Here is a 26,603-nt window from a genome sequence, read left to right as displayed (position 1 = left end):
GAAGTCTCTCCTTGCTCGCGGCCGCAGGCCGCGCCTAGGGGTGATGGCTGTGGCCGGGCGGCAGGGCCAGTGCCACCGACACCACGACCAGCAGGCTGTTGCGGGCCACGATGTACCCGGGGTTGGACGGGGCAGCCTGCAGGCGCGCTCCTTGCTGCCGCCCTGTTCGGCCGAAGCACCCGCACCCCGAACCGGGCTCGACGCCTGCCCCCGGCAGGGGATACGCCGCAGTGGAGACGGCAGAGACGGTAAAGGCAAGCAGCAGCAGCGAACTGGCCACCGCGGCGGCCCGGACCGCGAGCCCCGACGCGAGCAGCACCCCCAGTACCAGCTCCACGGCGACGATTGCCGCGGCCACCTGCCGTGCCGCGCCCGCCACCACCACCGGACGGTGTGCCCGCACGGCGGCGACAGCGGCGGCAGGGCGGGTCGCCTTGGCTACGCTGGCGGCGACCCACACGACGGCGAGAGCGACGCGGGCGACGGTCAGGGATGCGGGGTCCATCAGGGCCTGCCGGGAACGGCCGGGATTCCGAAACACGACGGCCCCGGCGGACATTTCAGCGCCTTCCGCGTCTCGTGCACCAGGATGAGCAGGATGCCGAACTCGATGTCCGTGGCCGCCACGGCGAGCCCACACATCACGTCTGCGGTGAACAGGCCGATGAGGAGGGCGGCCAGGGGCACTACCACCGCAATGACCCAGTCGAGGATGCACTCAAGCACATGAAGCAGCTGGCACGCGTTCGGCATGATCCGAGCGCAGAATCCGGCCCACAGCAGATACACGAACACAGCGAGCAGCATGGCGCCGCCCGCGACGAAGCCGAGATACGGAACTTTGGCGCAGACTGCGACAGCGGTGAACACGGCCGCGACGACGGTGAGGCCCAGAGCGATCCACAGCAGTACGTCACAGGCGCAGCCCCCGCCCGCCGGCGGCGGCCCGCTGCCGGGTGTGCAGTTCACGGTCGTGGATGTCGTGCGGTCAGGACAGTCTTCGCTGCTGAGTGTGGCGGTCACGGTGAAGGGCCCGCTGGATGTGAAGGAGTGCGAGACCGCGGTGCCTACCGAGGTGCTGCCGTCCCCGAAGTCCCAGGTCACCTTGATCGGTCGGCTGTCGGGGTTGTGGACCGGCAGTGCGAAGTCGAAGACGCAAGCGCTCGTCTCGGTTGCGGTGATGGCCCCCGACGGCTCAGGACAACGCAGTGGCCCGGAGCGGCAGTCGACATCGATGGTGGTTGTCACGGTGTCGCTGCAGCCCGGGCTGGTGACCGTCAGCCGGACCGTCTGCGAGCCAGTGCTGCCTGGAGCGTATGTATGAGTGGCTACTGGAGAGTTGGGAGCATTGGGGTCGGGGCCGGATCCGAAGTCCCAGATGAAGGTCAGGGCGGCGCCGGTGGGCGATGGCCGGACGGGGGCAGCGAAGGAGAAGGTGCAGCCATTCACCCGGGTCGCGGTCAAGTCGCCGATGAACACTGCGCAGTCGCAGTCACCGATCGTGAGAGCGAGCGTCTTGTGCGCGGTGCGGGGTGAGCAGCCGGGTGGTCGCTCGATGCTCGCGGTGACCTCATAGCGTCCCTTGGAGGGAAACCTGTAGTTCAGAGTCGGTCCGGTGGGCGGCGGCGCGTTGGGCGGGAACGGCAGCAGCGTGTTGGTGACGGCATCCCGTACCTGCCATGCCACAGGCCCGGTGAAGGAGGGCGTGGCGGGAGCGAAGACGGCGGTGATGTCCACCAGGACAGCCGCGCCGCCGCTGGAGCAGGGGGAGGCAGGGTTCGCTGTGAGCTTCAGATCGTGGCAGATGCCTGCGGGGCAGGGGGCGACCACGACGCCGCCCGCAGGGCCGGTGCTGAAGACGAGGTTGAAGGTTTGTGTCGGCACGCCGGGCGGAGTGACGGTGACGGCTGCACCCGGGTGGTACGTGCCGGGGGTGTAGGCCGTTGTGGTCTCGACGCTCGGTAGGGGGGTACCAGCGACGGTGAGGTTGCCGGTCGAGAGCGGCGGTTTGGTCCCCAGGTACCAGGTGACTGCGTACGTTGTTCCCACCGGAAGAGGCGGGGTGAAATCGATCCGCAGGGTGCTGGTCCCGCGGACACCATCACTGCAGTCCCCAACGACGGTGGCAGCGGTGGCCGTGCTATGCGGGGAGCCGAAGATCTCCGAACCCTCGAACTGCACCCCGAGGATGCCCTCGTGAAGGTCCCCGTACGGCGACACGTACGGTTCCCCGACCGTATTCCCAGGGGAGCCAGGCGCCGGAAGCAGCGCGGGTGCGTGCACGCTGCTGCCCACAGCACGGTCGATGACAACCGTCCAGAACCCCGCCCCGTCCACAACCGAGGCAGGCACGGTCAGCCAGTTCGTCCACCCAACGGCGGAGGGCTCCGTACCGATGAGGGTTCCGTCGGGCGCCACGACGGAGAAGACGAAATCGTTGCCGGGCTTGACGTCCTGAAACAGCCTCAGCCGGTCCACCCGGAAGCCCACAGCACCGGTGCCGCTCCTGTTGAAGCCCTCGTCGAGGGTGCCCAGACTGGGCGGGACGGTCGGCGTCCCGGCCGAGTTGGGCCAGGGAGGCGGCGGCGACCCGGCCCAGTTGGGCCCCTCCGCCCACCTCGACTGGTCCAGGTCCGCATGCTGCACAAGCGGCACCCACACCGCGTACCGCTCGTCGGCCCGCACCGGCCCGGTCGTACCGGAGGGCCACGGGAACTTCGGCGCCGGCGGTTGGCCCGGCGTGGCTGTGGCGAACGGAACCCGGGGTACCACCCCCGCGTACTGTCCGGCCCAGGAGGGCGATGGTGCCTGCTGGTTTGCGCCCAGGGGCGGTTCATCCGTCCAATGAGCGCGTACGTACAAGACAGCCATGAGTCCCCCCTCAAGCAGTGCGTCCCACAAGAGCGGCACCGCTTCGGCAAGGCCACAGCATCCAGAGAGCGACGGACGGCGTCAATCGCCCATTCTGGACCATTCTCCCGCTGCAGGGGGTGAACTGGGCTTGTCAGTCCGCGGGTTGAGGGGAACACGTCCCTCGATGGGTCCGAAGTGGTGTGCTCCACCCGCCCGTTGTCCTACCCGCGCCGGTGCACCGTGCAGACCCGGGGTCATTCACCTGGGGTAGCGGAATCATGCTGGCGGCCAGTTCACAACCATGAGTGCCGCGTCCGACCGGTCAGCTCTAGTCCGCGCCGCCCCGGACTGAGCAGCTCCTTCAACGCTGGACAGGCGGACTGATGCCTCTGCTGGAGACCTGCGAGGACGGGTCTCCAGCAGAGCATCAGCGTGTCTGGCTGCACCTTCTCCCGCACGTGGAGTGCCGCCTCACACAGGAGTCCCACACGACTGCTGGCGCGCTGGCCACGCGGCAGCGGGTGGGGTGGCTACTCCAGGGCGGCGATGAGGGGTGCCCATAGAGGGTGGAAGCTGCCCGGGACGACGAGGTGGGCGGTGTGGCGGGCGCGGGTCATGACGACGTAGAGCAGCCGGGAGCCGTTGGGGAACGGTTCGCCTTCGGGGCCGTACCACTCGTCGTCCGCGAGCAGCAGGATGGTGGTGTCGGCTTCGCGTTCCTTGGTCTGGTGGAGGTTCATCACCTGTACTGGCCGCGGCCGCGGCCGCGTGTCGCCCACCACGGTCTCGTCGCGGGCACGGTGGAGTTCCTCGGCCACCGCTGTGAGGCTCAGGCCTTGCTTGAGCAGACGCAGTGCGCGGCGGGTGGTGGGGGCGGCCTGGAGCCAGGCCTCCTGGCCGCGGAAGGTTCCGACACGAGCGTAGGCGCCGGTGACGATTTCGGCGAGGCGGTCGATATCGGCGCCGGGCCCGCTTCCCGCCGAGCGCAGATCCTGCGCGAGTGCCCGCAGGGCACGCTCCAGCGCAGGGTTGGACTTGTCCAGCATCTGCCGTGCGAGATCGGAGAGCCCGCGGCCACGCACGCAAGCGGTGACAAACACAGCCAGCGCCCGCCGGACCTGCACGCCCTTCTGCCCGAGCGCTAACTGGGCGAGGGTGAGTTGGGCGGAGAGCGCTTCCGCGTGGGCCTCGGTGAAGCCGACTTGCTCGTGGACCAGGCAGGCCGCGTTCAGGGCGTCGGACAGGGAGGTGGTGGCGAAGTTGGTGTGGGTGAAGATGCTGACGGTGTGCTTCTTCTGGCGGGCGGGCCGGGCGAGTTCGATGACCTGCGCGTAGCCGGTATCGCGGCCAGCACCAGCAGTGGATCCACCTCGCTGCGGCGGGTGCGTACGTTGCTGATCGCCCGCAGCAACAGCAGTCCGCCGTCGTCCTCGGTGGCGCACGGCAGATACACCACCGGGGGAACCGTGCGCTTGCGGCGGCGCAGGTCCAGCGTCCGGGGCCGGAAGTTGTCGCGGAGATCCTCGAGCAGCGCCAACACCCGTAGCTCCAAATGGAACTGACGAGCCGTCGGATCACCGGCCTGGGCGGCCACCACCTGCTGGGCGACGGCGAAGGCCCGGCCACGGATCGTCTCCCAGGACTTCGTCGGCCGCCACCGGGACCATTCCGCGGCCTCCGGCCGGTCGCTCGAAGGCGCCAGGAACGTGGTGGTCGCGAACCACCGGCTGGCCCGGCGCAGCCACAGCAGCGGTGGCGCGCTGCGCGCCAGCAGGTGCACCACGCCGAACGCCGCCAGTGCCAGGGCCCCACCCCACACCGCCGTCTGCCATCCGCCCTCGCCGAGCAGCACACTCAGGCAGGCGATGAACATCGCGCCCACGAAACCGGACGGGTTCACCACCGCGCCGAAGGTGTCCGTCAGCGCCGAGATGCGCCTGTCCTCGTCGGTGTCGTCCGGATCACGCCCCGGCCGCCAGCGCAGCTCGGCCAGCCGCCGCATCAGCCGTTCGCGGCGCTGGGCGGCGGACCACACCGTGCTCACGTCCCCGCCGACCTCCGGCGCGGCCTGCTCGATGGCGCGCAGCAGCCGCGAGCGCGGAAAGCCGAACGGCTTGTACTGCGACTGGTTCTCGTTGTCCCAGGGGTGCTCGCACATCTGCCGCACCATGTCGATCGCCGAGGAGTACGCGTCCGCCCCGCCGCCACCTTCCAGCCGTTTGGCGATCAGCCCCCGCGGCTGATGGCCCTGCCGGACGAACTCCACGACCTGCGCGACCCGCCGGTCCAGGGTGCCGGTGTCGTCCTCCTCGCCGGCCTGAAGGACCACCAGCGGTGTCACCGGCGGGTTGTCCCGGAATTTGTCGATGAGCCGTCTCATCAACTCGAACACCGCGTCGGCCGCCTCTATCCCGGCACTGCCGCTCCATGCCTCTCTCGCCACTCGCTCCGCCCCCGTCGCATCCGCCCGACCCGGCACTCCCGGATCCGATGCTGATACCCACACCGAAACGCGCTGCACCTCGCGGACGTCGGGATTCTCACGACCCGTCAAAGCGCCTCGACTGCCGAAACACCAGCAGCACTGTGACAGGTACACCCTCTCCGACGCTGAGATCAACGTGATCATTGACGTGACGTACGGGGAGCACTGGGACGCCGCCTCCCGTGCGGTCCTCGGACCCCTCAGCCGAGAGCGGGCCGCGAGTCGGGACGCCGCGGGCGAGCAGTACGCCGTGGTGTTGCACGAGCCGGAGCGCCCCCAGCCGATCGCCGTGCTGAACATCGCGTGGGCGCACGACTATGTCGGCGTGTGGGCGTACGACGACCAGGGCCGCCGCACTCGCGAGTTCGACCTGCGCCGCCTGGAACCCGATCGGCTCTTCTGCCGCCATATCGCCCAGTGGCGATACGACACCGAGGACATGAAGGAGTTCGCGGACAACGCGGGTCGCGTCTTCACCGACCTCTACCCCAACGGCAAGGGCCGGAAGGTCTCCGAACCGAAGGGCATCGGGGGTGGCTCGATGCACACCCTGGCCGATGTGCCGGACGAGCAGCGTTGGGCGCCGACTTGTGCATTCGGCGACTGGGGATGGGCGGTTGCCCTCGCTACCGGCGGGCTCGTACGCGACGTCGCCCTGCGCGACACACCGACGCAAACCCCTGACCAAGACGCCCCGGCGGGAAACGAGCAGTACGGTCACGTCACCGCCCCCGCCTGGCATCCGCCCAGCCCTCTGCGCCCTCGCCACCTCGCCGAGATGTTCACGCCCGGCACCCGGTTCTCCCCGCCGGACGCCCACGCGACCGGCCCGTACGTCGTCGAGCGCGTCATCGACGCTGGACCGCTGCGGCTGCCGACCGGTCGGATCGTCGCCTGCGACCCGGGCTGGACCGATCCCGGCGAGCCGTTCACCGTGGTCGTACCGCCCGGCAGCTACCGCACGCAGATCGCGACTGCGGCCTACCCGACCGAGCACTGGGGCAAGGCGCTGCACATGGAGGACTTCACCGGGGCGCGCGTCGTCGTCTCCGACAAACCGACAGTGGCTTGGGAGATGGCGCTGCGTCCCGGTCAGGACCCGAGGACGCTGCGAGAGGGCGAGTTCTACGGCTTCGGCGTGGACACCGGCACCGGCTGCTTCGTCGACGCCGCGGCGGCGGGCAGGCTCACCGGCAAAGAGGACACCGTCCCGTACGACGACAACAGCGACGGCATCCTCGTCCTCGACGACCCGAAGTCCGGGGGCAACCTCATCGCCTACCCGAGCGGCATGGGAGACGGCTCCTACCCGGTGTGGATCGGCCGAGACGCCGACGGCGAGGTCACGTGCCTCATCGCCGACATGCTGATCCTGCGCCATCAGAAGCTGTTGCCCGACCGCTCGCAGCGGAACGCGTAGAGCGCACGCAGCAGGACTGGACCGCCTCGCCGCGGTGGGTCCTGCTGCGCAGGCCCCAGGACACCTGGCCCACGCAACTGCCGGGCTTCCCGACGCGACGCCGGCGTGTAACTCCCTTGCGGGCCATGCAGGTTGGGGCTGGCCAGACTCCGGTGTATCACTGCCCGGCTTCGGCCTGGATCGGTGCCGACTGGCGACGTGCCCAGCTGGTCGACGAGGCCGTGCCGGACCCCGACCAGGCCGCCGAGCAGGGGCACCCCACCGCCGCCGCGCACACCCTGCTCACTGCGCACGCCATCCGCAGCCCCGGAGAGCCGCCCGCCGAATCCAGTAAGACGGCTCCTCTGCCTACGTGCCCGGAACTGTGGCTTCCACCACGGCGAAAATGGTCTTGAACTGATGAGATCGCCGGATGCTCGGTTTCCTCCTCCGTCTCCTCCCTTTCTGGGTCCGCGAGCCCCTGCTCATCGCGATCGGGTCCGTCCTGGGAGTACGCATCATGTATCTCGCCGTCCACGATCACGATCGGGTCGCGGCCGGTCTCGGCGTGGTGTTCCTCGTCTTCACGGCGATACGCGTCTACGTGGTGGTCCGGGCCCTGCGCGCACGCCGGAACCCGAGTCCGGCGACCTCCGCAGACGGGGCGAAGGCCGATGCTGCCGCCCAGCCCCAGCCCCAGCCCCAGCCGCAGGCCCAGCCCCAGGCCGGAGCCGGCTCGCGTCCCGGCCCGGGCACTCCGGAGAAGGAGCCCAACGTGTGGGGTCAGGCCATCGCGGCCGTGGCCCTGTTCGGGGCACTCGCGGCCGCGCTGTGGGTGGGCCCACGCGTGATGCCGTCCGACGACAACACCCCGCAGCCCGCGTCGTGTTCGGACGGGGAGCTCGAAAAGCTGCCGAAGGCCTACAAGGAGGACACGCCCCAGCCTGTGACAGGCGATGAGCTGTGCAAGGCGCTCAACCGGCCAGACCTGGCCGAGCTCCTTGGAACGCCTGGAGAGACCGCGACCACTGCTTCCGGCACCAGCAACACCGCTCCCCTGACCGATGGGAAGGTCGCCCAGCCGGAGGCCGAGGTCAGGTTCGACACGTACACCGTGAACGTCTCGGCCACATACAACGACCTGACGACCGACCAGTACGTGAAGCTGATGAAGTACGGGAACGAGCAGGACATCAAGACGCTCACAGTTCTCGGCCGGCCCGCGGTCTTCGCCTCGGATCACACCATGAAGCTCGAGATCAATCTCGGGAGCGGCGGATCCGGCGGACCGGTCGAACAAGGTCCCTTGGCCAGGACGCTGACCGTGGCCCTCGACCGTAAGGACCAGGGCGGCTACTTCGACGTCACTGTGTGGAGCGAGTCCGGAGCCCTCCCGGATGACAGCGTTCTCCTCGGCATCGCTGAGAAGGTTCTGCCGACGATCCCCGAACGGACTGCTCGATGAGACGTCCAGGACTTTTCGGCCGCTGAAGGAATGGCCCGGTCGCGCCGCCGACGACGGCATCAGTCCGGTGAGGGAATCGGTAGTCCGACGCGGGCCGCCTCGCAAAGTGCCGTGTCCCGCACTCGCAGTCTGACCCTACAGATGCAGCTCCACGTGGATGTGCGAGGACAACGCGCGTAGGAAATCAGGCGCATCGAACATCTCCCCGGCAGAGGCGACACCGACCACCTTGGTCCGTCCTGTGAGGATGCGGTCGACCGCTTCCACGACGAGCGGCCCGGTGACGGCGTAGATGTCCTGGCCGCTCGCCACAGCACGTCGCTCGCTGCCGCCCGAGCGCACGACGACGTCGACCAGGAAGAGCATCACGATCGACTTCTGTCCCTGGTGCGGTGGGCGTCTGCCCGAGTCGCAGCGGGACCGGTGGTTCGACGAGCTGGAACGTCGCGGGATCGATCCGCAGGAGGACGAGGTCCCTGCCGAGTTCCAGGACGACCGTTGGCTCGCCGCACTGCCTCAGGACTGACGCGTCATGGCATCAACTGGGTCCAGTGAGGGGCGCTAGTAGTAGCCGTCGTGGCTCGTCATCTCGTGACCGCAGGTGCACGACTCGCCGGGAGCGCCCCGGAACTCGCTGCAGGAGCAGAGGAGGCAGTGATTGGGGTTGAGGTCGCGGCGCAGGTCGCTGGCGTCCAGCCGCGAGTTCGCGGTCTCCGCGAAGCCGCGCATCTGCTTCTTGAGCTCGGCGAAGTCGGCTCTGTTCTGTTCGAAGGCCTTCTGCTGGGCGTCTGTGAGGCCGTGCTCGGTGTGCATGTTCTCTCCCAACGCAACGCCGGGTCGGGCGCTCTTCCTTCGTCTCCACCATGGCCCGATGCCCAACGGGCTGCATGTCGAGCATCGACCGGTGAGCGTTCGCACAGCGCCTGCCGCCCGTCATCACCGCGCTCCCACCGAGCCCACTGCCCACCTTGCGCCCGTACCGGGCCGCCGCACCGCAAGCGGGCCGCCGCGCCGCTCGGCCGGCACGATCCCCGGATCTCGGCTCGTCCGGCGACACCAGGAGCCTCTCACCGTCGTCCGCCACGGCCGGCGACACGTCGTGTCATGACCCCGCGCGGTGGCCTGTCGGGCCGTCACCCATACGCGGTGCTCAGGTCGCCCAGGTCTTGAAGGCGCGGTTAGCGTCCGGAAGAGATCACCGAGCAGCCGTTCCCGTCCTGTCCTGTGGCGTCCGGCTCGACCCTTTCCTGGAGGCCCGTATGAGTATCGGACGCCCGCGGCCCCGCAGCGCGAGACGACGTACCCGCCTGGTCGCCCTCGCGTCCGGGCTGGCCGCCGTGGCGGCGACGGCCCTGGCCGGGAGCGCAGCCCACGCAGGCACCGTCGACCCGAGCCCGACCACCACGTACAGCACCGCGCAGCTCGCCGCGGTCGAGAAGGCGGTCGCAAGAGCCGATGTGGCCGGGACCGCCTGGAGCGTGGACGACACGTCCGGCAGGGTGCTGCTCGCCGCCGACAGCACCGTGTCCGCCGCCGCGATCGACACCATCACGCGGGGCGCGGGTTCCGACGCCGGCGCGCTGCGCGTCGAGCGCCTGCCCGGCAAGCTCACCAGGTACCTCTCCGGAGGGGATGCCATCTACAGCAGCGACGCCGCCGGGTCGCTTCGCTGCTCGCTGGGCTTCAACACTCAGGACGGCGCCGGAAACTACTACTTCCTCACCGCCGGCCACTGCACCAACGGAACCACCGCCTGGTACTCGGACCGGCTCGTCACGCGCATCGGCACCACCACCGGCTCCAGCTACCCCGGCAACGACTACGGCATCGTCGCCTACGACCCTGGCCAGCCCGTCCCGCCCGGCACCGTCGGCGACCAGGAAATCACCAGCGCCGGCGACGCCCAGCGCGGCCAGGCCGCGTGCCGCCGCGGCTCCACCACCGGCACCCACTGCGGCCGGGTCACCGGCGTGAACTGGAGTGTGCGCTATCCGGACGGCGTGGTGACGGGCATGATCCGCACCAACATCTGCGCCGAGCCCGGCGACAGCGGCGGCCCCCTCTACGCCGGCACCCAGGCGCTGGGCCTCACCTCCGGCGGCAGCGGCAACTGCGCCACCCCGCCCAGCGTGACCTTCTTCCAGCCGGTCACCGAGGCCCTGAACGCCTTCGGGGTGCACGTGTACTGAGTACCGACACGCAAACCCCGACGGGCCCGGTGCAAGTACGGGATCACACACCGGGCCCCCGGGGGAGCTGGGCGACTCACGAGGCGGGCAGAAGCTTGCGCGGTGCTGTCAGGCGCCGCCGCTGTCGCACAGGACGGCGCCAAGGACCTCGTTGCCCTGAGTTCCGCGCCCGGGAAACGTGATCAGGGCGCCGGGAGCCGCCGTCCGGCAGGGGACCTCGGTTCCGTCCAGGTAGACGACAGTCAGGGTGTAGGTGCTGGAACAGTCGTTCCTGGCGAAGGTGTAGCGCCAGTCCACGGTGAGGTGCACGCAGTCGGGCGCGATCGTCGGGCTCTGCGCAGATTGAGCCGATTCCATGGACACCGCCGTGCCGGTCGTCGCTGCGAACAGAGTCACCGCAAGGGCTGTGAAAGTTGAACAAAAGAACCGCACCATCGACCTGATCCCCTTCACTTCATGAACGAATAGGCCTCAGCGTAGGGGGCGTTGAGAAGGGGATGAAATACTTTGCGGCAAGTTTCAGAAACTTCCAACACCGCTTTCACAGGCCGCCTTTGGGCCCTTCGTGTCGTGAACGACCAGGTAGCCGCGGTCATCTGACGGTCAGTGGCATCTGCGGGTCCTGACCGGAGGACCGGGCGACGCGGACGGGCGCTGCCGCGCCGCGACGTGAGAGCAGGACTTACACCTGCCACCAACTGCCGGTGCCGTCGACCGGTGAAGGCGGAGATGAGACCGAAAGTGATTGGCCGCCCTGGCGGCCCCCAGCGGCGCCCACCGGAAGACGGCAGCGCCGGGCACGCAACATCCCCCGAAAACAGAACGCTCCCGTGCCGGTCGGCCCGGCCCGGGGACGTAACGAACGGTTGCCTCAGTTCGGCTTGTCGGGTTGCAGGCGAAGGCGAGCGGGTATGTGGAGGCGCCGGTCCGGCAGGGGTGCGCGGTGTCGGACGATGTGTGGGAGCTGCTGGGTGAGGTGGGAGGGACGTCGCTGAACTGAGGCGCCGACTGGTCGCTGCTGGCGGCGGGGAATCGGTGCCGTCGGCGTCGACGTTGAGCCGGGTGATCCGCAGGGACCGTCGGGCGGGGCGGGCTTTGCTGACCGTGCGGGAGCCTGAGGTTGCCAGGTCGCGCAGGCCGGATCCGCTCAGCGAGCTGGGCCTGAACGTGCTGGCCGGGAAGGCGGCGGTGGGCAGGTGTTTGTGCGGGAGCAGAAATACTTGGCGCAGGTCCGAAGCAGTGAGAGCGCCTGACCTGGAGCGATTGTGATGACATTGACGTGCGACCTTGCGGCTTGGGGTCGGTAGTGGTGAGAGTCGGTGGTGCTGGTCTGGTGGTGTGCTGTGTCGGTGTGAGTGGGCGCGTTGGTGGCATTGGGTGGGTGTCAGCGGGACAGGGTGCTGGGTGCCTGGTCATGTGGATGGTTGCGGGCAGGTCTGCTGTCATGAGGTGACCAAGCGGCTGCTGTTTTCCGGCCAGTGTGGGGTAGGCCGGCTGTCGTGGAGGTGGCTGTTCCTATTGTTTGAAGGACAACCGCAGCGGCGCCCGCGAGACTTGGACTCGGCAGTGGACTGGCGAGGGAGCTCCGATGAGGACGCCTGACGGGCTGGATGAGTTTCGTTGGCGGTGGATGCTTCTTCGCCGTCCGAGGACCGAGTGGTTCTTTCTGCTGCACGCCGCGACGCGGCCTGCTGGGTTCCAGGACATTCGCGTCTACGGCCGTGACGGGATATCCGATGCGCGGCTGGTGTGGAAGGTCTGTCATCAGTGCGAGCGGGGCGTCATCTCGAAAATCTCGCTCTCCCCGGAAGTGCAGCGGCAGGGGCTCGGCACACGCCTTGTCGACAGGGCACTCCTGGACGGTCCTGGGTATCGCTGGACGACCAGCAGTCAGTCCCCGGATGGTCGGGCGTTCTTCCGGGCGATGACGGCACGCACCGGCGCCGAGTTCGCGGCAGGAGCCCGAACATGCGAGCACATCCTGGAGAGTCGGCCCGGACGCCATAAGCCAATACTGGACCGACGCCTCCACCGGGCACGTCGCTGACTGCCGATGCCCTGCCTCCGACTGGGGAAGAGGCGCTGGCACGCCTTCTTGTCGCAGGTGCCGTTTGACCGGTCGGGTGTGAGGCTCGCTGAGCCGGGAGGGTAGCTGCCGCTACTGCCGGCATGCAGGTGCTTCCGTAGGTGGGCCAGGCTCAGTACAGGGCGATGTCGGCGGGGCGGGGTGCTGACTGCAGTCCACGGGGCCGGCTCGTGGAACTGGCTGCTGTCATGGGGGTGACCGGGTGGCTGTCACGGTGTGGCTAGCAGATCGCGGTCCGGCTGTGTTGGGTTTTCCGGTCTTCGTGTGGAGGGGCGGCCGAGGCGGTGGGGTTGGCCTTGTGACGGGTTCGGGAACCCCGGTGGGGGAGACGGTGCCGGGTCCGGCTGTTTTGGCGGTGGCCGGGCGGGTGGAGCGGGCGGTGGTGGTGCGGCGGCTGCTGGCGGTGGACCGGGGTGAGGGGGGTCTGTCGTCGTTGCATGTGCGGATCGCGGCCGGTTTGGCGGGGGTGACGGAGCGGACGGTGTGGCGGTGGCTGGCCGAGGGGCGTGAGGGGCAGGTGGAGGCTCGGCCGCGGCAGGGCGGGTTCACGGTGGGCGACCCGTTGTGGGAGGTCCTCACCCAGGTGGGCGGGAACGTCGCCGAGCTGCGCCGCAGGATGCTCAGGGCGCAGGACGAGGGCACGCTGGAACGCTGGGAGGCGGAATTTGTGCCGTCCTTGGCGACGCTGCACCGTGCGATCAAGGACGGGCTGCGGGCGGGCCGGGTGCTTCACGTCGCCCGCGCCGCGTCGGGCCGGGTGGAACCGAGCCGGTACGACCGGGCACTGGCCGAACTCGGCTTCGCCGATGGTGCGAACGGCCCGCCGGTCGTGGACGGCCCGGACGGCGAGCCGTCCGGTACGGATGGTGAACAGCGGTCCGGCGTGGTGAAGACTGCTGCGCGTGCCCGGGTGTCGGGTGGGGTGCGGTTGTATGCGCCGGGGGCGCGGCTGGTGTCCACGCGGCAGGTGGCCCAGGTGGTGGAGGCGGTGGGGCACACGGTCGCCGCGCGGGGGATCGGCTGCGTGTACGGGGATACGGGGCTGGGGAAGACGGTCGCGGTCGAGCAGGCTCTGCATCTGCTGCCCGGCCGGGTGCCGGTGTGGCGGGCGGTGGTGGGGGTCGGGCCCGGGCTGCCGCAGGTGCGGGCCGCGTTGTGCGAGGCGCTGGGGCTGCCGTCGGGGTCCTTGACCCACCGTGCCGGACCGGCCGACCAGGCGTTGGCGGAGGCGCTGGCCGAGCCGGGTGTGCTGTTCCTCGACGACGCGCAGCGTCTGTCGCCGCCGGTGCTGGACTACCTGCGGCAGCTGTGGGATTCGCCGGGCTGTGCGGCTGCCCTGGTCTTGTGCGGGGCGGGCAGCGAGCGGGCGCTGGCCCGGGCCGCGGCGATGCGCTCGAGGGTCCTGACCTGGCATCAGGTCAGCCGCCTCGACCCGGAGGACGTGCCGCGGACGCTGGTCTGTTCCACCCGGTGTGGGAGGACGCTGATCCGGCCGACCTGGGGCGGGCGGATGAGCAGACCGCCCGCGGCAACTTCCGTACCTGGGCGAAGATCACCTCGCGCAGGCCCGCCGGTCTCGCCATCGGTCCGGAGGCAGCACGCGCCCATGACGTGTTCGGCAAGCGGCCGCCGTCATGGCGCAACTACGCCTGGGAGACCGACCACGTCCAGGCCCCGCTGCTGGTCGACGCCGACGGCGACCTGGTGCGCCCGTGGATCACCTGGTTCATCGACACCGCCACCAAGGTCATCACCGGTACCGCTGTCACCCCGGGTCATCCCTCCCGCGCGTCGGTGCTGGCCGCCTTGCGCGCCGCTGTGGTGCGGGATGAGCCCTACGGCCCGGCCGGGGGAGTGCCGGAGCTGGTGAGGGTGGACCGGGGCAAGGACTTCCTGTCGGCCGCCGTCACCACCGCGCTCGGCGCGATGGGCGTGACGGTCAATGACCTGCCTGCCTACAGCCCGCATCTGAAAGGCACGGTGGAGAGCCTCAACCGGGCTGCGGACCGGATGCTGTTCGCCGCCCTGCCCGGCTACACCGCCGCTCCCACCGGGCCCCGCTCGCAGCGGCGCGGACGTACTGCGGGGGCGGTGTCCGCCCTGTCGTTCCAGGACTTCACCGCGGAGGTCCTGGCGTGGACGAACTGGTGGAACACCGCGCACCGCCCGAAAGCCCTGTCGGGCCGTACGCCGCTGGAGGCGTGGCAGGCCGATCCGACCCCTGTCACCGACATCCCCGCCGCCGACCTGTGGGCCTTCACCCTCGAGGACGACGGCCGGCCCAGGAAGCTGACCAGCCACGGCGTGAGCTGGCGCGGCCGCACCTACACCGCCGCGTGGATGACTGGCCAGGCCGGCCGCCAGGTCCGCGTGCGCTACATGCCGCACCACGACCACGAGATCGAGGTCTGCGACGCCCGAGGCCGCCACCTCGGCCCGGCGCACCTCGCGGACGCGGCCACTCCCGAGCAGCTGCAGGCGCTGCGCGAGGCACGTGCGGAGCGCGCCCGGCGCCTGCGCGCCGACGTGAAGGCCGCCGACGCCTGCGCCGCCAGCGATTCGCCCCCACCACCAGTGCGGAGCCCGCCCAGCGGCTGGGAGCCGTCACGGCCGCCCAGGCCGAGCGTGAACTCGCCGCCGCCGACTACACCGACGTCGCACGGCTGGCACTGCCCGACCTGATCCCGCCCGCCCCGCCTCCGGCGCACTGGCGCACTCCGCCCGCCCTTGCGGCCGGCACAGCGACGCCCCCGCCCGCCTCCGTCCCAGCAGACCCGTCGGCGGACGTTGCGCCGGAGCCCGGCTCCCGACCCGCAGGAGACGCCTGATGACCGCGGCCACCTACCAGTACGTCGACCTGCCCGACGCGGCCGTCGTTACCACCCGGGCCCTGCTCACCGCGCGGGAGAACATCACAGACACCGTCGCCGCACGCGCCATGATGTGCATCCACGGCGGTGCCGGCTTCGGCAAGACGCTCGCGGTCAACACCTGCCTGCACGAACTCGAACCCGCAGAGGACGTCCGACGGGTCACCTTCCGCGCCCGCCCCACCGCCCGGGCCGTGCGCTACGAGCTGTTCACCGCCCTCGACCTGCCCGGCGAACCGCCCCGCCACCCCAGCGAGTTCGACCGCCTGCTGAAAACCGCCCTGGCCGAACACCCCCGCACCTTCCTCGTCGACGAGGCCCAGTGGCTCAACGGGGAAGCGTTCGAATACTTCCGCTACCTGTGGGACGAGCCCGCCACTCGCTTCGCGGTCGTCTTCGTCGGCGGCGAGGGCTGCCACACCGTGCTGCGGCGCGAACCGATGCTCTCCTCCCGGGTCTTCATCTGGCAGCACTTCACCCGCCTCACCCCAGACGAAGTCCAGCAGGTCATCCCCCTGTTCCATCCGGTGTGGGCCGACGCCGCCCCCGACGACATCGCTTTCGCCGACAGCCACGCCGCCCATGGCAACTTTCGCGCCTGGGCCCAGTTGACCGCCCACACCCGTACCGCGCTCGCCCGCACCGGCCGGCCCCGGGCCGACCGGGAACTGCTGCGCTGGGCCTTCAGCCGCCTCGCCTGACCACCACGCCGCCATGCCGCCCACCATGCCACCGTCCGTCGCCGTGGTCCTCGACCCGGGCGACGATGCGATTCACACGCACACGGCCCTGGCCGCCCACCATCCGCCCTCCGGGCGGATCACCCTGCACCCCGGCCCGGGCAGTACCAGCGAGACCGGCCTCGCCCACGACCTTCTGGCCGCTCTGGGCAAACCGCCCCTGCTCCCGGGGCGTTTCCCCGCCGGCCGTCAGCCCGCCTGGGAAGCCGCCACCGCCTGGATCACGGTCCTGCCCATCACCCGGCTGACCGTCCTGCGCGCCCACCGCCTCACCACCCGCCGCACGATGCGCCTCCTGCAGATGTGCGCCCTCACCGGCATCCACCTGACCCTGGTCTGCCACCGCCCCCATCTGCCCGCCGCCCTGCACCAGGCGCTGCAGACGGCCGACTACGCCGTCATCGCCGACTTCCAGGCCGCCCGCCGCCACTACTACGGCGCAACCGCTCCCGTACCCCCGCTTGTTGACGAGCCCGCCCGGCCGGCCGGCCGGCCGGTGGCTCACTCTGCCCGTGCTGGAGCGCCTGGTCTCCTACGACAGCCCCGCTCCATGTACCGCCCCGTGCACGCCGCCGCCGATCGTCTTCCGGCACCGCCCGCCACCCGCACCGCTCACCCAGCAGACAGCCGGGGAGATCGCCCGACGCCTGGCCACCGTGACCGCCCACCCCCGCTTGGCCGCAGCCCTCACCGCCGCGTCATTCACCGGCGGCTCCTTCCAGCAGCTCGCCACCGCCCGCCCCGGCGACTACGACGACGCGGCGGCCAGCCTGGCCCTGCATGACCGCGCCCGCTACACCGACGGCTGCGCCACCTACGGCGTGCCGCCGTGGGCGCGCGCCTTCCTGAAGGCTGCCGTGTGCTTCGCCCGGCTCGCGCCCGGCCAGGACCGGCATCTGCTGGCCGGTCCTCACGACCGCACGCACCTGCTGCGCGTGGCCGAAGCGGCGAGGCTTCGCCCGCCGCAACCGCCCGTCGGCCAGCGCACCGGCCGTATCCAGTGGGATTGGCGCGAACGCCAGGAGGCACAGCGCTACGACACGGTGCTGACGCGGCACCAGAGCCCGCCTTCGCCCTGAGCCCAGACCGGACACCCAGGGCCGGCAAGGGAAGACGGCGCCGCGCGGCACAGCGAGCCGGGGGGTCAGCCGATGGAGAAATCGGCGAACTCCACGTCGGTGAAGGCGATCCCGAGACCGTGGGCACGACTGCCTCCGTCCCGGAAGTAGGCATGGCCCAAAGCTCGGGCGAGGATCGCCATCTGCTGCTGCTCGCCCGCGCCGGCGTCCCGCGCGGCGAACAGTTCTCGAGCGACCTCCCCGGACAGGCGCTGGGTGATGCGTCGCACCCGCGGGTCGTCCGAGGACCGGGCCGCGTCGGCGAATCCGAACCGCGCCCTGGTGTGCAGGACGAAGCCTTCCGCTTCGGCCCGGGTCTGTCGGCGGGCCCGTACCCGAGGTTGCCATCTGGCCGAGACCGCCTCCTCGATCACCTGGATCTGCGCAGGCCCCGGCGAACGCCGCGCTCCGGGCTTCTTCGTCACCCACCGCTGCACGGTGCGCTGCGACACCTCCAGTACGGCGGCCACTTGCCGGGTGGAGCCCTGGTGCGCGGCGAGCAGGAACCGCAAGCGGGTCTCGGTGTCCGGGGGAACGGGCCGGGTGCGCAGCGCGCGCTCCAGCCCCTGCGCGATCTCTCCCACGTCCATCTCCCTTGATCGGCCTGCGGGGCTCCTCCCCACGGCCCGTGGTGTCAGGTCTCGCACACCCGGGACTCCTGCCCGCCGGTTTCGGTGTCTTCGTGACAGCGCCGGCTGCCGTCGGCTACGACACCCGGGCACGGCGAGGCGTTCTCGGTGAGGAGAAGGCCGAGGGGGCGGCCGGATTTGCTGACGGGAGGTCGGCTACGGAGCTTCCTTTGCCGTGCGCTTCTTCGACACACGCACCACACGCCGCGGCGCGGCCTTGATGCCCGCCGTCTCGTTGAGGCGGTCTAGATCGAGGTAGTGGACATTGCGCACGTGGACGACCTCGAAGTCGGTGGGGTTGATGGGGCGTCGCTTCGTGCGCACGAGTCCGACCTCCGCGAGCTCCCGGAGGCCCTTGCTGCGGGTGTCCTCGCTGAGCCCGAAGCGGCGTTCTGCGTCCTTGGGGCTGAACCACAAGGCCTCATCGCTCGAGGCTGGCCCGCGTTCACACAGCAACGCGAGGAACATCGCGACGCCAGCACCGGACAGCACGGTGAGGTACCCGCTAGTCCAAAAGGCCCGTGGGATCTGGACGTAGCGGTGGACGATCGCCCCGAAAACAGACTTAGCCTCTTTGCGGGCTGCGGCCCCGGGGGCCACGTAGGCCTGACCGGTGCCGCTCTCATCCAGAACGAGGACCTGGTTGGGGCGCCCCATCTGAGAGACGATCTCGATGAACTGGTTCTCCTCCAGCCATGCTTGTGCGTCACCAATCCGCCGGGCCCCGGCCGTCGCCGGATCGCGAAGGTCAAGCAAGGTCGCCCAGGCCCGGTTCGCAAAGGTAAGGCCCTGGGCCGTGTCTTCCCTCTGCATCCAGAGGTAGCTCAGGTACAGCTTCAGCCGCACCTGGCCGCCCCGGCCGCCCCGCAGCATGCGCGCCAGCGGAGGGGGCGGATCGTCGGGGTGACTGCGCTGGACGAAGCTGTAGCGCAGCTGGGCCTTGTTCCGTCCGTAGCGGGCGGCGTTCTCCGCCGCCTGCAGTGCTCCGTTCGACGGGGAGCGCTTCGTCTGGGCCGTCGGATTTTCCGCTTGCACCGGGGCACCCCTCGTAGAGTCAGTAGATATCAGTAATTCATAGTTACGTAGTTCCGGCTTCTAAGGTAGGGGTTATCCGGCACAAAGGTACCCCTCTCACTGGGTGAGACCGTGTCACATAGGGTGCAAGGGTGGGGGTCTGCCGGGTTGTCAGGCGATAAGACACTGGCGCTTCTCCGGCCGGTCCGTCTACCTTGGAACTAGAGCAGCTGATGTTGAGGGCTGGCCGGGTGGTGTACCTACTCCCGTTCTCCTGACTGCGGCTGACTCAGTGTCACCACGGTTCACGTAGTCCGACGGTTCGTCGTCCCCGATATAGGTTTCGGCTGACGGATGGCGGAGGGGAACAGACGAGGTTGTGCCTCCTCGTCCCCCTCCCCTGTGGTCTCACCGTGTGAGGGCCCGGAGCATCGCTCCGGGCCCTCACACGTGCATGTCTGAATCCAGGGCCAAAATGGGAGGTCAGGCGCTCGCCTGCTCCCGGGCCTTGGCCCGGGCGGCGTGCAGCGGGTTGTTCGCCTTGCCCTGGGCGGGCTCGATGTAGTGCTTGCGGACGGTGGGGGAGCCGGGCTTCCACCGGCCCTGTGCGGTCGGGTCGCCGCCCGCTTCGGAGATCTCCTGTGCCGGGCCGCGGCGCACGCCGTGCGCGGTCGCCGTGCGGCCGTCGGGCGCCGTGACTCCGGCGAGCCGAGCGCGGCCCTTGATGATGTCCCCGACGGCGTCGGGGCTGAGGAAGTCGCCGCGCGGCCCAGAGCGCGGGCGGATGCTGCCACCCCGAGTGATCTGCCGGAACAGCGGACCGGACGTAATCCCATGGCAGCGCAGTTCCTCCAGCCATGCGCGTACCCGTGCCACGGGGCACACGGCCGGCTCGTCCGGGTCGGCCGGCACGAAGGTCTGCTCGCCCCTGGCGGCCTGGTCAGTCTTGGAGAAGGCCACCAGCACGGTCACGCCGTCGTCCTCCACGACCAGTTGCTCGATCAGGAGGTTCGCCAGCTCGCTGCGGCGGGCCAGCATCCCCCAGCCCAGCGTGAGCAGGGCCGCGTCCCGCACGGCCTTGGGCCGCTCCCGGTCACTCGTCGCCGTGCACGTGGCCACCATGGCGGCGAGGGCGGGCGTACGGATCGGCGGGGCCTTGCGGGACGTGCGGCTCCGGGCCCACTCCTGGGCGCGCTTGCGCAGGATCTGCCGGGCCTCCTTCGTGCCGGGCTGCTGTCCGTCCGGGTGGGCCGAGCGGATCGCCGACATGTGGACCTGGATGGATGAGGGCGCCATGTCCCGCTGCACCGGGTGCCCGACGTACCCCACGAACGTTGCCGTGGTGGCCGGCATCGGCACCCGGCCGCGCTCGGCGCACCAGGCTTTGAACTGGCCGAGGGCGGAGCCGTAGGTGCGTGAGGTGTTGGCAGGCGGCGCTCCGTCGATCAGGTCGGCGGTCTCCTGGGAGATCCGGAAGTCGGCCTCGCTGTACATCGGCAGGTCCGCCGCCGTCGGGACCGGCGCGCTGGGGCGCATCAGCGTGTGCCGGTCCACCAACGCCCGGGGCGCCGGCCCCTGCGCGGGAACGGGCAGCCGCCCCTCCCCGTCGACCAGCTCGGCGTCGACGACCTCCGTCTCGTCGTCCACGGCATCAGCCCCCCGCGATCATCTGACGGACCCGCGCGAGCTGAGCGTTCTCCCAGACGGGGAGGAAGGCGGGATGGTCCTTCCATTGCTCGCCCGCACCGGTCAGGAGGTGCCAGGCGCGCGCGGCCTGCTCGGTGTCGCCTCTGCTCAGGAGTTCCACGAGGCCCTCTGCGGTGGCCGTGATCGCGTACTTGTTGGAGTTCGAGATGCGCCAGAAGCGGGCCATGGCGTCGGGTTCCATGGTGTCGTCGTCCGTGGTGGCCGCGTGCTCCTCGTCGGCGCGCTGAAGGATGAAGTCGTGCAGCGCCTGGACGTCGTCGGCGGTGGGGACGGTGACAGCCATCGAGTGAATTCCCTTCCCTGGGCCGCTCCGGAAGCAGCCTTGTATAAGGGAAATTACGCGGAGTTCCACACCCCACGCCGGAAGCTGCACCGAGGCAGGATCAGTAGTCGAGGTCGAGGTAGTCGATGTCGTTGAGGGTGACGTCGGAGAGGCCCAGAGCGCGGGCTCCGCTGTCTTGGAAGTAGATCTCTTTGAGTCCTTCGGCGATGATCTGGCGCATCTGCTGGTCGCTGGCGCCTGTGTTGCGGGCGTCGAAGAGGCGTTGTGCGTAGGCCGGGGGGAGGTGGACGGTGAGGCGGCGGAAGCGTCCGTCGTCGGTGGTGCCGATCGGTGCGGTATACCCGAAGCGGGCCCTGGTCTCCACGGTGATCCCGGTCGCGGTGGCGGCCTGCTGCTGCCGGCGTTTGCGCACCTGGGGCTGCCAGCGCTGCCGTACGGCGTCATTGATCTTCGTGGCGACGTCGGGGCGGGCGTGTTTGCGGGCGCCGCGCCGGTAGCGGTTGACGGAGTCGGCGGTGACGCCGATCTCGCGTGCGACGGCCTTCGCGCTGCCCAACTGCCGGATCAGGTAGCCGATCTGCCCTTTGAGTGTCTTGGGCGGCTGGCGGGTGAAGGCTTCCCGGTCGGCCCGCTCGATCGCGTCGTCGATCTCTCCGGCCACGGCCTACTCTCCTTCGTCGAGGACGGCGTCGCCGCCCTTGATGTGGCGGGCGGGGTTGTGGCCCTGTTCCATGAGGTCGACCGCCCACAGCATCGACTGGACGCCCTCCAGTTTGGCCAGGCCCGGGGTGGGTCCGAGGCGGAACCCGCCGGGCTGCGGCTTGCCGGAGGCGGCGTACGGGAGGAAGTCCAGCGGCGAGTCGCCTGGTGAGGGGTAGACGACGCAGTCGGAGAGTACGGCGAGCGGGTACAGGCCCGTCATGGTGGCCATGTTGCGCAGTTTGCGGTGCATGTTGATGCGGGCCTTGCTGATGACGGCGGCGCGGATGTCGGGGCGCCAGGTCGGCCGCTGGAGGGCCGGCCACCGCTCGCCCTCCTGGTACTTCCTGCCCTGGGGGCGCTCGCGCAGCTTGCCGATACCGCCCTTCACGGTCGCCTTGATGGCCGCGAGCACGGCCGCCATCGCCGGGTCCACGTCCTTGTGCCGCTCCATCGCCGCCAGGAACTCCGCGTCGGTCAGGTCCTTGGTGACGCCGAGGTCGGCGAGGGTGTCGACGTAGGCGTTCTTCAACCGGTCGTGCCACGGGTCCAGGTAGGCGCCGGTCTCCCGGCGCAGGTACGCCTCGATCGGAGCGACGTTGTGGCCGAGTTCCTGGGCGTAGGCGACGGTGTGTGTCTGGTACCAGGCCGGTCCCGTCGGCCGCTCGCCGGTCGGCGTGAACGGGCTGGGCAGACGCGGGTCCACCTCGACGTGGGACAGGTCGACGAGCCAGGAGCCGGGGATCTTCGGGTTGAACGTCGGGGCACGGAAGTGGTCCGGGGCGGAGAGGCCGACGACCAGGCGGGCCGCGGCGGCGAGGAAGGCGGTGTTGAGGTCCAGGCCGACCGCGTACGGCAGCGTGCACTCCTCATCGGTGAGCAGGCTGACGTCGCGCACCCACTGGTACGCCTCCTCGTTCAGGAACCCGCCGCTCCAGCCGCTGTCGACGACGACGGGGTGCTCGGCGGTGGCCTCGGGCGGGGCCGGGTCCATCGGCTCCGTGCCCAGTGAGCCGGGGTTGTGGCCGGGCACCCAGTTTCCCGTCTGCGGGTCCTGCACCGCGCGGGTGGGCGGACGCAGCGCGGTCATCAGTTCCAGCCCGGACACGGCCGTCGAGCCGCGCGGCGTGATGACCCGCTGGGCATAGACACCGAGGACGCGGGCGATGTCGGTCGGCTCCATCTCCGTTACGCCGGGCCAGGACCGCTCGTCGAGGGCGTCCCACGACAGGATCGCCAGTTGCACGCACTGCCGCTCGCGCCCCTGTACCTTGCGGTAGATCCTTGCCCACGGGCCGAACCCGCGCTGGGTGAGCCGCCATTTCGCCTTCACCACCTGCTTGACCACCGGATGGTCCTCCGCAAGGCGCAGTGAGCGGCGCTGCTCATGGCCCTCCAGGCGCTCGGGCAGTCCGAGCTTCACGGCGGCCGCGGCGGTGAGCACGATCAGCGGGTCGCTGTCCTTGCCGTTGCGGTGCAGACGCGGCGCACCGAGGCCGGACTCGCGCAGCGTCCACTCCACCAGCTCCACCACGCTTGTCGCCGGGCAGTCGAGCACGATGCCGTCCACGCCGTACGCGCAGCCGTCACCGTCCAGCACCGCGAGCGGGCCGTGCGGGAACCGCGGATCGGCTACCGGCCTCGCAGCCTTTTGAGGGGCCGGGCGCCGCGACGTCGCGCCGGACCGGGTGGCGGGACGCGCCAGCCCCGCACCTGGAACGTCGACAGGCTGCGGGGCGTCTGCCGTCTCCACCTCGGACGCGGCCGGTGCGGCAGGCGCTGCGGGCACCGTCGCGGCAGCCGACACGGCACCGGGGGCCGGATACTTTGCCGCCCACCCGTTCAGCAGCCGCTGGTAGGCATCCAGGCGCGGCGACTTCGGCTCGCTGCGGCCGTTCTCCCAGTTCTTCACGGACTGGGTCGTCGTCTTCAGCGCGGTGGCGAGGCGGGCCTGGGTGATGCCGGCAGCCTCACGCAGCCGGGCCCGCTCCGCCGGAGGCGGCAGGTGCGGCTCCTCATTCAGTAGAGCGTCGACAGACGCGAACAGCTCTTCCTCAGATGGCATGCCCCGCACCCTTTACTCGAGAGCCAACCAAACTTACCCACCAACTTACCCCCCTCCTTAACCTTCCGCCGCCCATTTCAGTCCCAGCGCGGCCAACGCAGCGAGCTTGTCGGAGGTGAGCTTGGCGCGGCGGGATTTCTGGTTCATGGTCCAGACTCCGAGCTTGACCTCTGTGCCGTCCTCTAGCCGCTCTACGTGCCCCCGTGGGACGGTCACGTGCCCCTCGCGGGTCTTGTACTGCGTCAGGGCCGCCAGGCCTTTCTCGAAGGCGCTCATGGGCGTCGTGGGCGGCTTCGCGGACGTCTCCGGCTCCGGGGCCAGCGGCGTGATGCCGAGCCGCTCCAGGCGTTCGCGCTGCCCGTCGTGAAGGGCCTGCCAGACCTCGGGCTTGCGCTGTCGGGCCAGCCACTTCCCGATGTCCATGCCGTGGACGGTGAGGCCGGGCAGGACGTCGGTCTCACTGGCCTGGCTGTCTTCGTCGCGTACGAGTTCGCGGAGTGCGGCGTAGTGGCGTTGCCAGTCCGGCGGCCAGTCCGGGTTCCAGTCCTCGTCCACGGCTTCCAGCGCGGTCTTCCAGTCGGGGTGTCCGTCGAGGGCGCCGGGTCGCCGCAAATTCGCGAGCCACATCCCCAACGGCCTGTCCAGCATGGTCGCCGACCTCGGTGCGCAGAGTGTCCAGTGCTGGTCGTAGTAGGCCTTGGCGGCCTCCAGGTTCTCCTGGAAGCGCTCATCTGCCAGGGACCAGACCATGCCGAGTTGTTCGAGTCGCCGTGCGCGTTGGCCGGTCATCTGTCCGGCTGTGTAGGCGCGTCGTTGTTCTGCGACCCATTGTCCTAGTGGTGTGGCGCCTTCGCGGTGTCCGTAGGGCACGCGGGCGTTCCCGACCCGTTCGACGTATGTCTTCAGTTTTGCCCAGCCGCGGGCCCAGTCCTGGCGTTCGGTGTCGATCACGTTGAAGCTGACCCAGTCCGCGACCATCACCGGGTCGCGCGGGGCGGCGAAACGGAGCAGCAACCGTGATTCGGCTTCGCCTTCCTCGGGCGGCGTGCCGATGTTCACGGACGGTTGGGCGACATCCTTCTGAGGCTCCTGGGGAATGGCGAGCAGCTCGACGGCTTCCTCATCGTGAGCGCGCAGGCCTTCCAAGACTTTCACCAACGGGCGATACGACCCCGAGGTGAACATATCCTCGGGCATTTCTCCGGGCTGGAGGAAGACAGGCACGATCAAGGAGGCGAGTTTGCCCTGTCCCGGCTTCTGCCGGAGTGCCCGGCCGATGGCCTGGACGATGTCGTGCGGCGCTCCCTTGGGGTCCAGCAGGGCCACGGAGTCCACCGCGCGGATGTCGACGCCCTCGCCCAGGACACGGCAGTTGGAGAGCACGGCGCGCTGCGCCGTGGTCCCGAACGAGCCGAGAACCTCCTGCCGGTGCTCGGGGACGTGTTCGCCGCACAGCCAGTCGGCCCAGATGCGCTTGGGGTAGGTCTCGGGCTGATCAGCGTGCAGCTTCGCAGCCACCCGCTCCAGACCCTCCGCGTACGCCTGCGCCTCGATGGTGCGGTGGTGGAAGGTGATGCACGTCGACAGGTTGTGCTGCGCCATGGTGTGCAGGAGTGCGGCCTGCAAGGCTCCGAGCCGCTGACCGCGCACCTCTTCGCTGCGCCGCTCCTCGCCCATCAGCCGTTCCGGAGTGACGACCGGATCCTTCAGCTCCAGGACGATGATCTGATACCGCGCCAGCAACCCCCGGGACACGGCAGACGCCAAGCTGAGCTTGTAGAGGACGGGCCCGAAGACGGTCTCGTCGTCCATGGACGCTGCCATCTCCCGCGGCAGCGGATCCCGCACCCCCTCGGCAACCTCCCGGCTGAGCCGCTCTTCCCAGATCCGCGGCGTCGCCGTCAGGTACAGCCGCCGGTACGCCGGGATGACGCTCTGATCGTGGATGTCCGCCCACGCCTTACCCATCGACCCCGACGTCCGGTGCGCCTCATCAACCACCGCCAGGTCCACGGGGTCCAACTTCTGGCCGTAGACGCCCTTGAACGCTTCCGCCAGGACACCCAAGCTGGCGTAGGTCGCGTAGATGGTGACCGGCCCCTGCCCGTGCCACAGCGCCAACTGGATCGGGTTCGTCGTGGAGCGCACCTTCAACGACCACAGCTCCGGATCGTCCTGGAGCGAACACACCGCAACCGCCGGCCCCTTGTGCCCAGCCTCGTGCCACGCCCTCACCGTCTGCGCCAGCAGATCCAGCGTCGGCACCAGCACGAGCACACGCCCCCTGGGCACAAGCCGCCTCGCCGACGCGGCAGCCATGATGGTCTTCCCCGTGCCACACGCCGCGTGCACCTGCCCACGAAGACCATTCCAGGGAATACCGCCCGGCGGAACATCAAGACCCCGCACAATGGCGGCAACGGCCTCGATCTGGTGATCACGCAGCTTCACGGCCATGCCCCGTGTTCTCCTTTTCGCGGAAATGCGGCGCGTAATAACAAATGGAATTCAGGCGCAAGATACGCGGCGGTAGGGGTGTAGCATCTGATTCCAGACTCTACACAGTGATGACTCCATGATGCATCACCCGCACATCAACTTCTGCGCCCGAGGGTGGCACCTGACTCAATCCCATCCACGAACGACCGGTTGCCCTGTATGCTGACAGGCCATCGGTGAACACGTCGGGGACAGTCAGACGGTGGGGGAGGGGTTCAGGGTGGAGCGCAGCGGAACCCGTCACTACAACGAGGCCGGCACCTCGTCAGGCCGACGGTCCGTCACATCCGTTACAGGGGTGGCAGCTGGGAATCCCAAGCCCTACACAGTCCCGCGCGTGATGCACCCACCCCTTGCTGCCAGCCTCAGGAATCCCGCTTGCGGGATTCCATCAATTCGCGCTTGCGCGAATTGACACGCACTCAGAATTCCGCTTGCGGAATTCGATTCCCGCGCTTGCGCGGGAATCTGGCGGAGCGTCAGCGGAGCCGTTCTCTATGCA

The 26,603-nt window shown here is 69.8% G+C and carries 20 protein-coding genes and 3 pseudogenes; 8 read left to right on the top strand and 15 right to left on the bottom strand.

Translation table 11 applies throughout. From position 1 onward, the window contains the following. Nucleotides 1-34: 34 nt before the first annotated feature. The 4 genes from EHO50_RS09390 to EHO50_RS09375 form a co-directional block, all read right to left on the bottom strand. On the bottom strand, nucleotides 35-505 hold the full coding sequence (locus EHO50_RS09390) for a MauE/DoxX family redox-associated membrane protein (RefSeq protein WP_164904804.1): 471 nt from the start codon (nucleotides 503-505) through the stop codon (nucleotides 35-37). After that, nucleotides 505-2,685, bottom strand: coding sequence for a PKD domain-containing protein (locus EHO50_RS09385; RefSeq protein ID WP_128429429.1), 2,181 nt, complete (start codon nucleotides 2,683-2,685; stop codon nucleotides 505-507). The genes EHO50_RS09390 and EHO50_RS09385 overlap by 1 nt, the downstream gene beginning before the upstream one ends. 698 nt (nucleotides 2,686-3,383) lie before the next feature. Next, on the bottom strand, nucleotides 3,384-3,935 hold the full coding sequence (locus EHO50_RS09380; RefSeq protein WP_128429428.1) for a hypothetical protein: 552 nt from the start codon (nucleotides 3,933-3,935) through the stop codon (nucleotides 3,384-3,386). Between the two features lie 146 nt (nucleotides 3,936-4,081). Beyond that, nucleotides 4,082-5,296: a hypothetical protein gene (locus EHO50_RS09375; RefSeq protein WP_246101094.1), complete on the bottom strand. Its 1,215-nt coding sequence runs from the start codon at nucleotides 5,294-5,296 to the stop codon at nucleotides 4,082-4,084. Between the two features lie 178 nt (nucleotides 5,297-5,474). On the opposite strand from EHO50_RS09375, the gene EHO50_RS09370 reads away from it, so the two are divergent. Further along, nucleotides 5,475-6,758, top strand: coding sequence for a DUF4241 domain-containing protein (locus EHO50_RS09370; protein WP_164904803.1), 1,284 nt, complete (start codon nucleotides 5,475-5,477; stop codon nucleotides 6,756-6,758). 412 nt (nucleotides 6,759-7,170) lie between these two features. Next, nucleotides 7,171-8,202 carry a DUF6215 domain-containing protein gene (locus EHO50_RS09365; protein WP_128429426.1) on the top strand — a complete coding sequence of 344 codons (1,032 nt, stop codon included), beginning with the start codon at nucleotides 7,171-7,173 and terminating at the stop codon, nucleotides 8,200-8,202. Between the two features lie 135 nt (nucleotides 8,203-8,337). On the opposite strand, the pseudogene EHO50_RS09360 reads toward EHO50_RS09365, so the two are convergent. Beyond that, nucleotides 8,338-8,663: pseudogene (locus EHO50_RS09360) on the bottom strand (saccharopine dehydrogenase); the annotation flags it as partial. Between EHO50_RS09360 and EHO50_RS45985 the strand changes: the two are divergent. Continuing rightward, a pseudogene (locus EHO50_RS45985) lies at nucleotides 8,618-8,728 on the top strand (DUF6980 family protein); the annotation flags it as partial. The pseudogenes EHO50_RS09360 and EHO50_RS45985 sit on opposite strands and share 46 nt — an antisense overlap. A gap of 35 nt (nucleotides 8,729-8,763) precedes the next feature. Here EHO50_RS45985 and EHO50_RS09355 read toward each other — a convergent pair. Further along, nucleotides 8,764-9,015, bottom strand: a complete 252-nt coding sequence (locus tag EHO50_RS09355; RefSeq protein WP_128429425.1) for a hypothetical protein — start codon at nucleotides 9,013-9,015, stop codon at nucleotides 8,764-8,766. 446 nt (nucleotides 9,016-9,461) lie between these two features. On the opposite strand from EHO50_RS09355, the gene EHO50_RS09350 reads away from it, so the two are divergent. After that, nucleotides 9,462-10,391, top strand: coding sequence for a S1 family peptidase (locus tag EHO50_RS09350; RefSeq protein ID WP_128429424.1), 930 nt, complete (start codon nucleotides 9,462-9,464; stop codon nucleotides 10,389-10,391). Nucleotides 10,392-10,499: 108 nt separating this feature from the next. Here the strand turns inward: EHO50_RS09350 and EHO50_RS09345 are convergent, their stop codons facing one another. Further along, complete coding sequence (locus EHO50_RS09345) at nucleotides 10,500-10,787, bottom strand: alpha-amylase (protein ID WP_246101093.1); 288 nt, start codon at nucleotides 10,785-10,787, stop codon at nucleotides 10,500-10,502. 2,306 nt (nucleotides 10,788-13,093) lie between these two features. Here EHO50_RS09345 and EHO50_RS45980 point away from each other — a divergent pair. From EHO50_RS45980 to EHO50_RS09330, 3 genes and pseudogenes are all read left to right on the top strand, one after another. Continuing rightward, nucleotides 13,094-13,822, top strand: a pseudogene (locus EHO50_RS45980) (AAA family ATPase); the annotation flags it as partial. Between the two features lie 125 nt (nucleotides 13,823-13,947). Next, nucleotides 13,948-15,159 carry a Mu transposase C-terminal domain-containing protein gene (locus EHO50_RS09335; RefSeq protein WP_246101092.1) on the top strand — a complete coding sequence of 404 codons (1,212 nt, stop codon included), beginning with the start codon at nucleotides 13,948-13,950 and terminating at the stop codon, nucleotides 15,157-15,159. A gap of 145 nt (nucleotides 15,160-15,304) precedes the next feature. Then, nucleotides 15,305-16,048, top strand: coding sequence for an AAA family ATPase (locus tag EHO50_RS09330; RefSeq protein ID WP_181449585.1), 744 nt, complete (start codon nucleotides 15,305-15,307; stop codon nucleotides 16,046-16,048). Here EHO50_RS09330 and EHO50_RS44885 read toward each other — a convergent pair. Then, nucleotides 16,032-16,592, bottom strand: a complete 561-nt coding sequence (locus EHO50_RS44885; protein WP_246101091.1) for a hypothetical protein — start codon at nucleotides 16,590-16,592, stop codon at nucleotides 16,032-16,034. The two genes, EHO50_RS09330 and EHO50_RS44885, sit on opposite strands and share 17 nt — an antisense overlap. Before the next feature lie 7 nt (nucleotides 16,593-16,599). Between EHO50_RS44885 and EHO50_RS44880 the strand changes: the two genes are divergently transcribed. Further along, on the top strand, nucleotides 16,600-17,166 hold the full coding sequence (locus EHO50_RS44880) for a hypothetical protein (RefSeq protein WP_246101090.1): 567 nt from the start codon (nucleotides 16,600-16,602) through the stop codon (nucleotides 17,164-17,166). Between the two features lie 65 nt (nucleotides 17,167-17,231). Here EHO50_RS44880 and tpg (EHO50_RS09320) read toward each other — a convergent pair whose 3' ends face one another. The 7 genes from tpg (EHO50_RS09320) to EHO50_RS09290 all read right to left on the bottom strand — a co-directional run bounded on the left by tpg (EHO50_RS09320) (nucleotide 17,232) and on the right by EHO50_RS09290 (nucleotide 26,059). Beyond that, the gene (gene tpg, locus EHO50_RS09320) at nucleotides 17,232-17,789 is read right to left on the bottom strand and encodes a telomere-protecting terminal protein Tpg (RefSeq protein WP_164904801.1); all 558 of its coding nucleotides are present in this window, start codon (nucleotides 17,787-17,789) and stop codon (nucleotides 17,232-17,234) included. A gap of 201 nt (nucleotides 17,790-17,990) precedes the next feature. Next, complete coding sequence (locus EHO50_RS09315) at nucleotides 17,991-18,869, bottom strand: hypothetical protein (protein WP_128429419.1); 879 nt, start codon at nucleotides 18,867-18,869, stop codon at nucleotides 17,991-17,993. Between the two features lie 462 nt (nucleotides 18,870-19,331). Continuing rightward, nucleotides 19,332-20,495, bottom strand: coding sequence for a site-specific integrase (locus tag EHO50_RS09310; RefSeq protein ID WP_128429418.1), 1,164 nt, complete (start codon nucleotides 20,493-20,495; stop codon nucleotides 19,332-19,334). Between the two features lie 4 nt (nucleotides 20,496-20,499). After that, nucleotides 20,500-20,838 carry a hypothetical protein gene (locus tag EHO50_RS09305; RefSeq protein WP_128429417.1) on the bottom strand — a complete coding sequence of 113 codons (339 nt, stop codon included), beginning with the start codon at nucleotides 20,836-20,838 and terminating at the stop codon, nucleotides 20,500-20,502. Between the two features lie 100 nt (nucleotides 20,839-20,938). Next, nucleotides 20,939-21,499 carry a telomere-protecting terminal protein Tpg gene (gene tpg / locus EHO50_RS09300; protein ID WP_128429416.1) on the bottom strand — a complete coding sequence of 187 codons (561 nt, stop codon included), beginning with the start codon at nucleotides 21,497-21,499 and terminating at the stop codon, nucleotides 20,939-20,941. Nucleotides 21,500-21,502: 3 nt separating this feature from the next. Further along, complete coding sequence (gene tap, locus EHO50_RS09295; RefSeq protein WP_128429415.1) at nucleotides 21,503-23,602, bottom strand: telomere-associated protein Tap; 2,100 nt, start codon at nucleotides 23,600-23,602, stop codon at nucleotides 21,503-21,505. Between the two features lie 57 nt (nucleotides 23,603-23,659). Then, on the bottom strand, nucleotides 23,660-26,059 hold the full coding sequence (locus EHO50_RS09290; protein ID WP_128429414.1) for a DEAD/DEAH box helicase: 2,400 nt from the start codon (nucleotides 26,057-26,059) through the stop codon (nucleotides 23,660-23,662). Nucleotides 26,060-26,603: the final 544 nt, after the last annotated feature.

The sequence above is a fragment of the Streptomyces cyaneus genome (genome assembly GCF_004028635.1).
GTDB lineage: Bacteria > Actinomycetota > Actinomycetes > Streptomycetales > Streptomycetaceae > Streptomyces > Streptomyces cyaneus.
The sequence above is the reverse complement of the archived record's forward strand: the minus strand, read 5'-3'. Positions and strand labels throughout refer to the sequence as shown.

Coding starts and splice junctions, on each gene's coding strand:
- EHO50_RS09355 (WP_128429425.1), bottom strand. CDS start 9,015: ATGCACACCGAGCACGGCCTCACAGACGCCCAGCAGAAGGCCTTCGAA.
- EHO50_RS09390 (WP_164904804.1), bottom strand. CDS start 505: ATGGACCCCGCATCCCTGACCGTCGCCCGCGTCGCTCTCGCCGTCGTG.
- EHO50_RS09305 (WP_128429417.1), bottom strand. CDS start 20,838: ATGGCTGTCACCGTCCCCACCGCCGACGACGTCCAGGCGCTGCACGAC.
- EHO50_RS09350 (WP_128429424.1), top strand. CDS start 9,462: ATGAGTATCGGACGCCCGCGGCCCCGCAGCGCGAGACGACGTACCCGC.
- tap (WP_128429415.1), bottom strand. CDS start 23,602: ATGCCATCTGAGGAAGAGCTGTTCGCGTCTGTCGACGCTCTACTGAAT.
- EHO50_RS09330 (WP_181449585.1), top strand. CDS start 15,305: ATGACCGCGGCCACCTACCAGTACGTCGACCTGCCCGACGCGGCCGTC.
- EHO50_RS09290 (WP_128429414.1), bottom strand. CDS start 26,059: ATGGCCGTGAAGCTGCGTGATCACCAGATCGAGGCCGTTGCCGCCATT.
- EHO50_RS09365 (WP_128429426.1), top strand. CDS start 7,171: ATGCTCGGTTTCCTCCTCCGTCTCCTCCCTTTCTGGGTCCGCGAGCCC.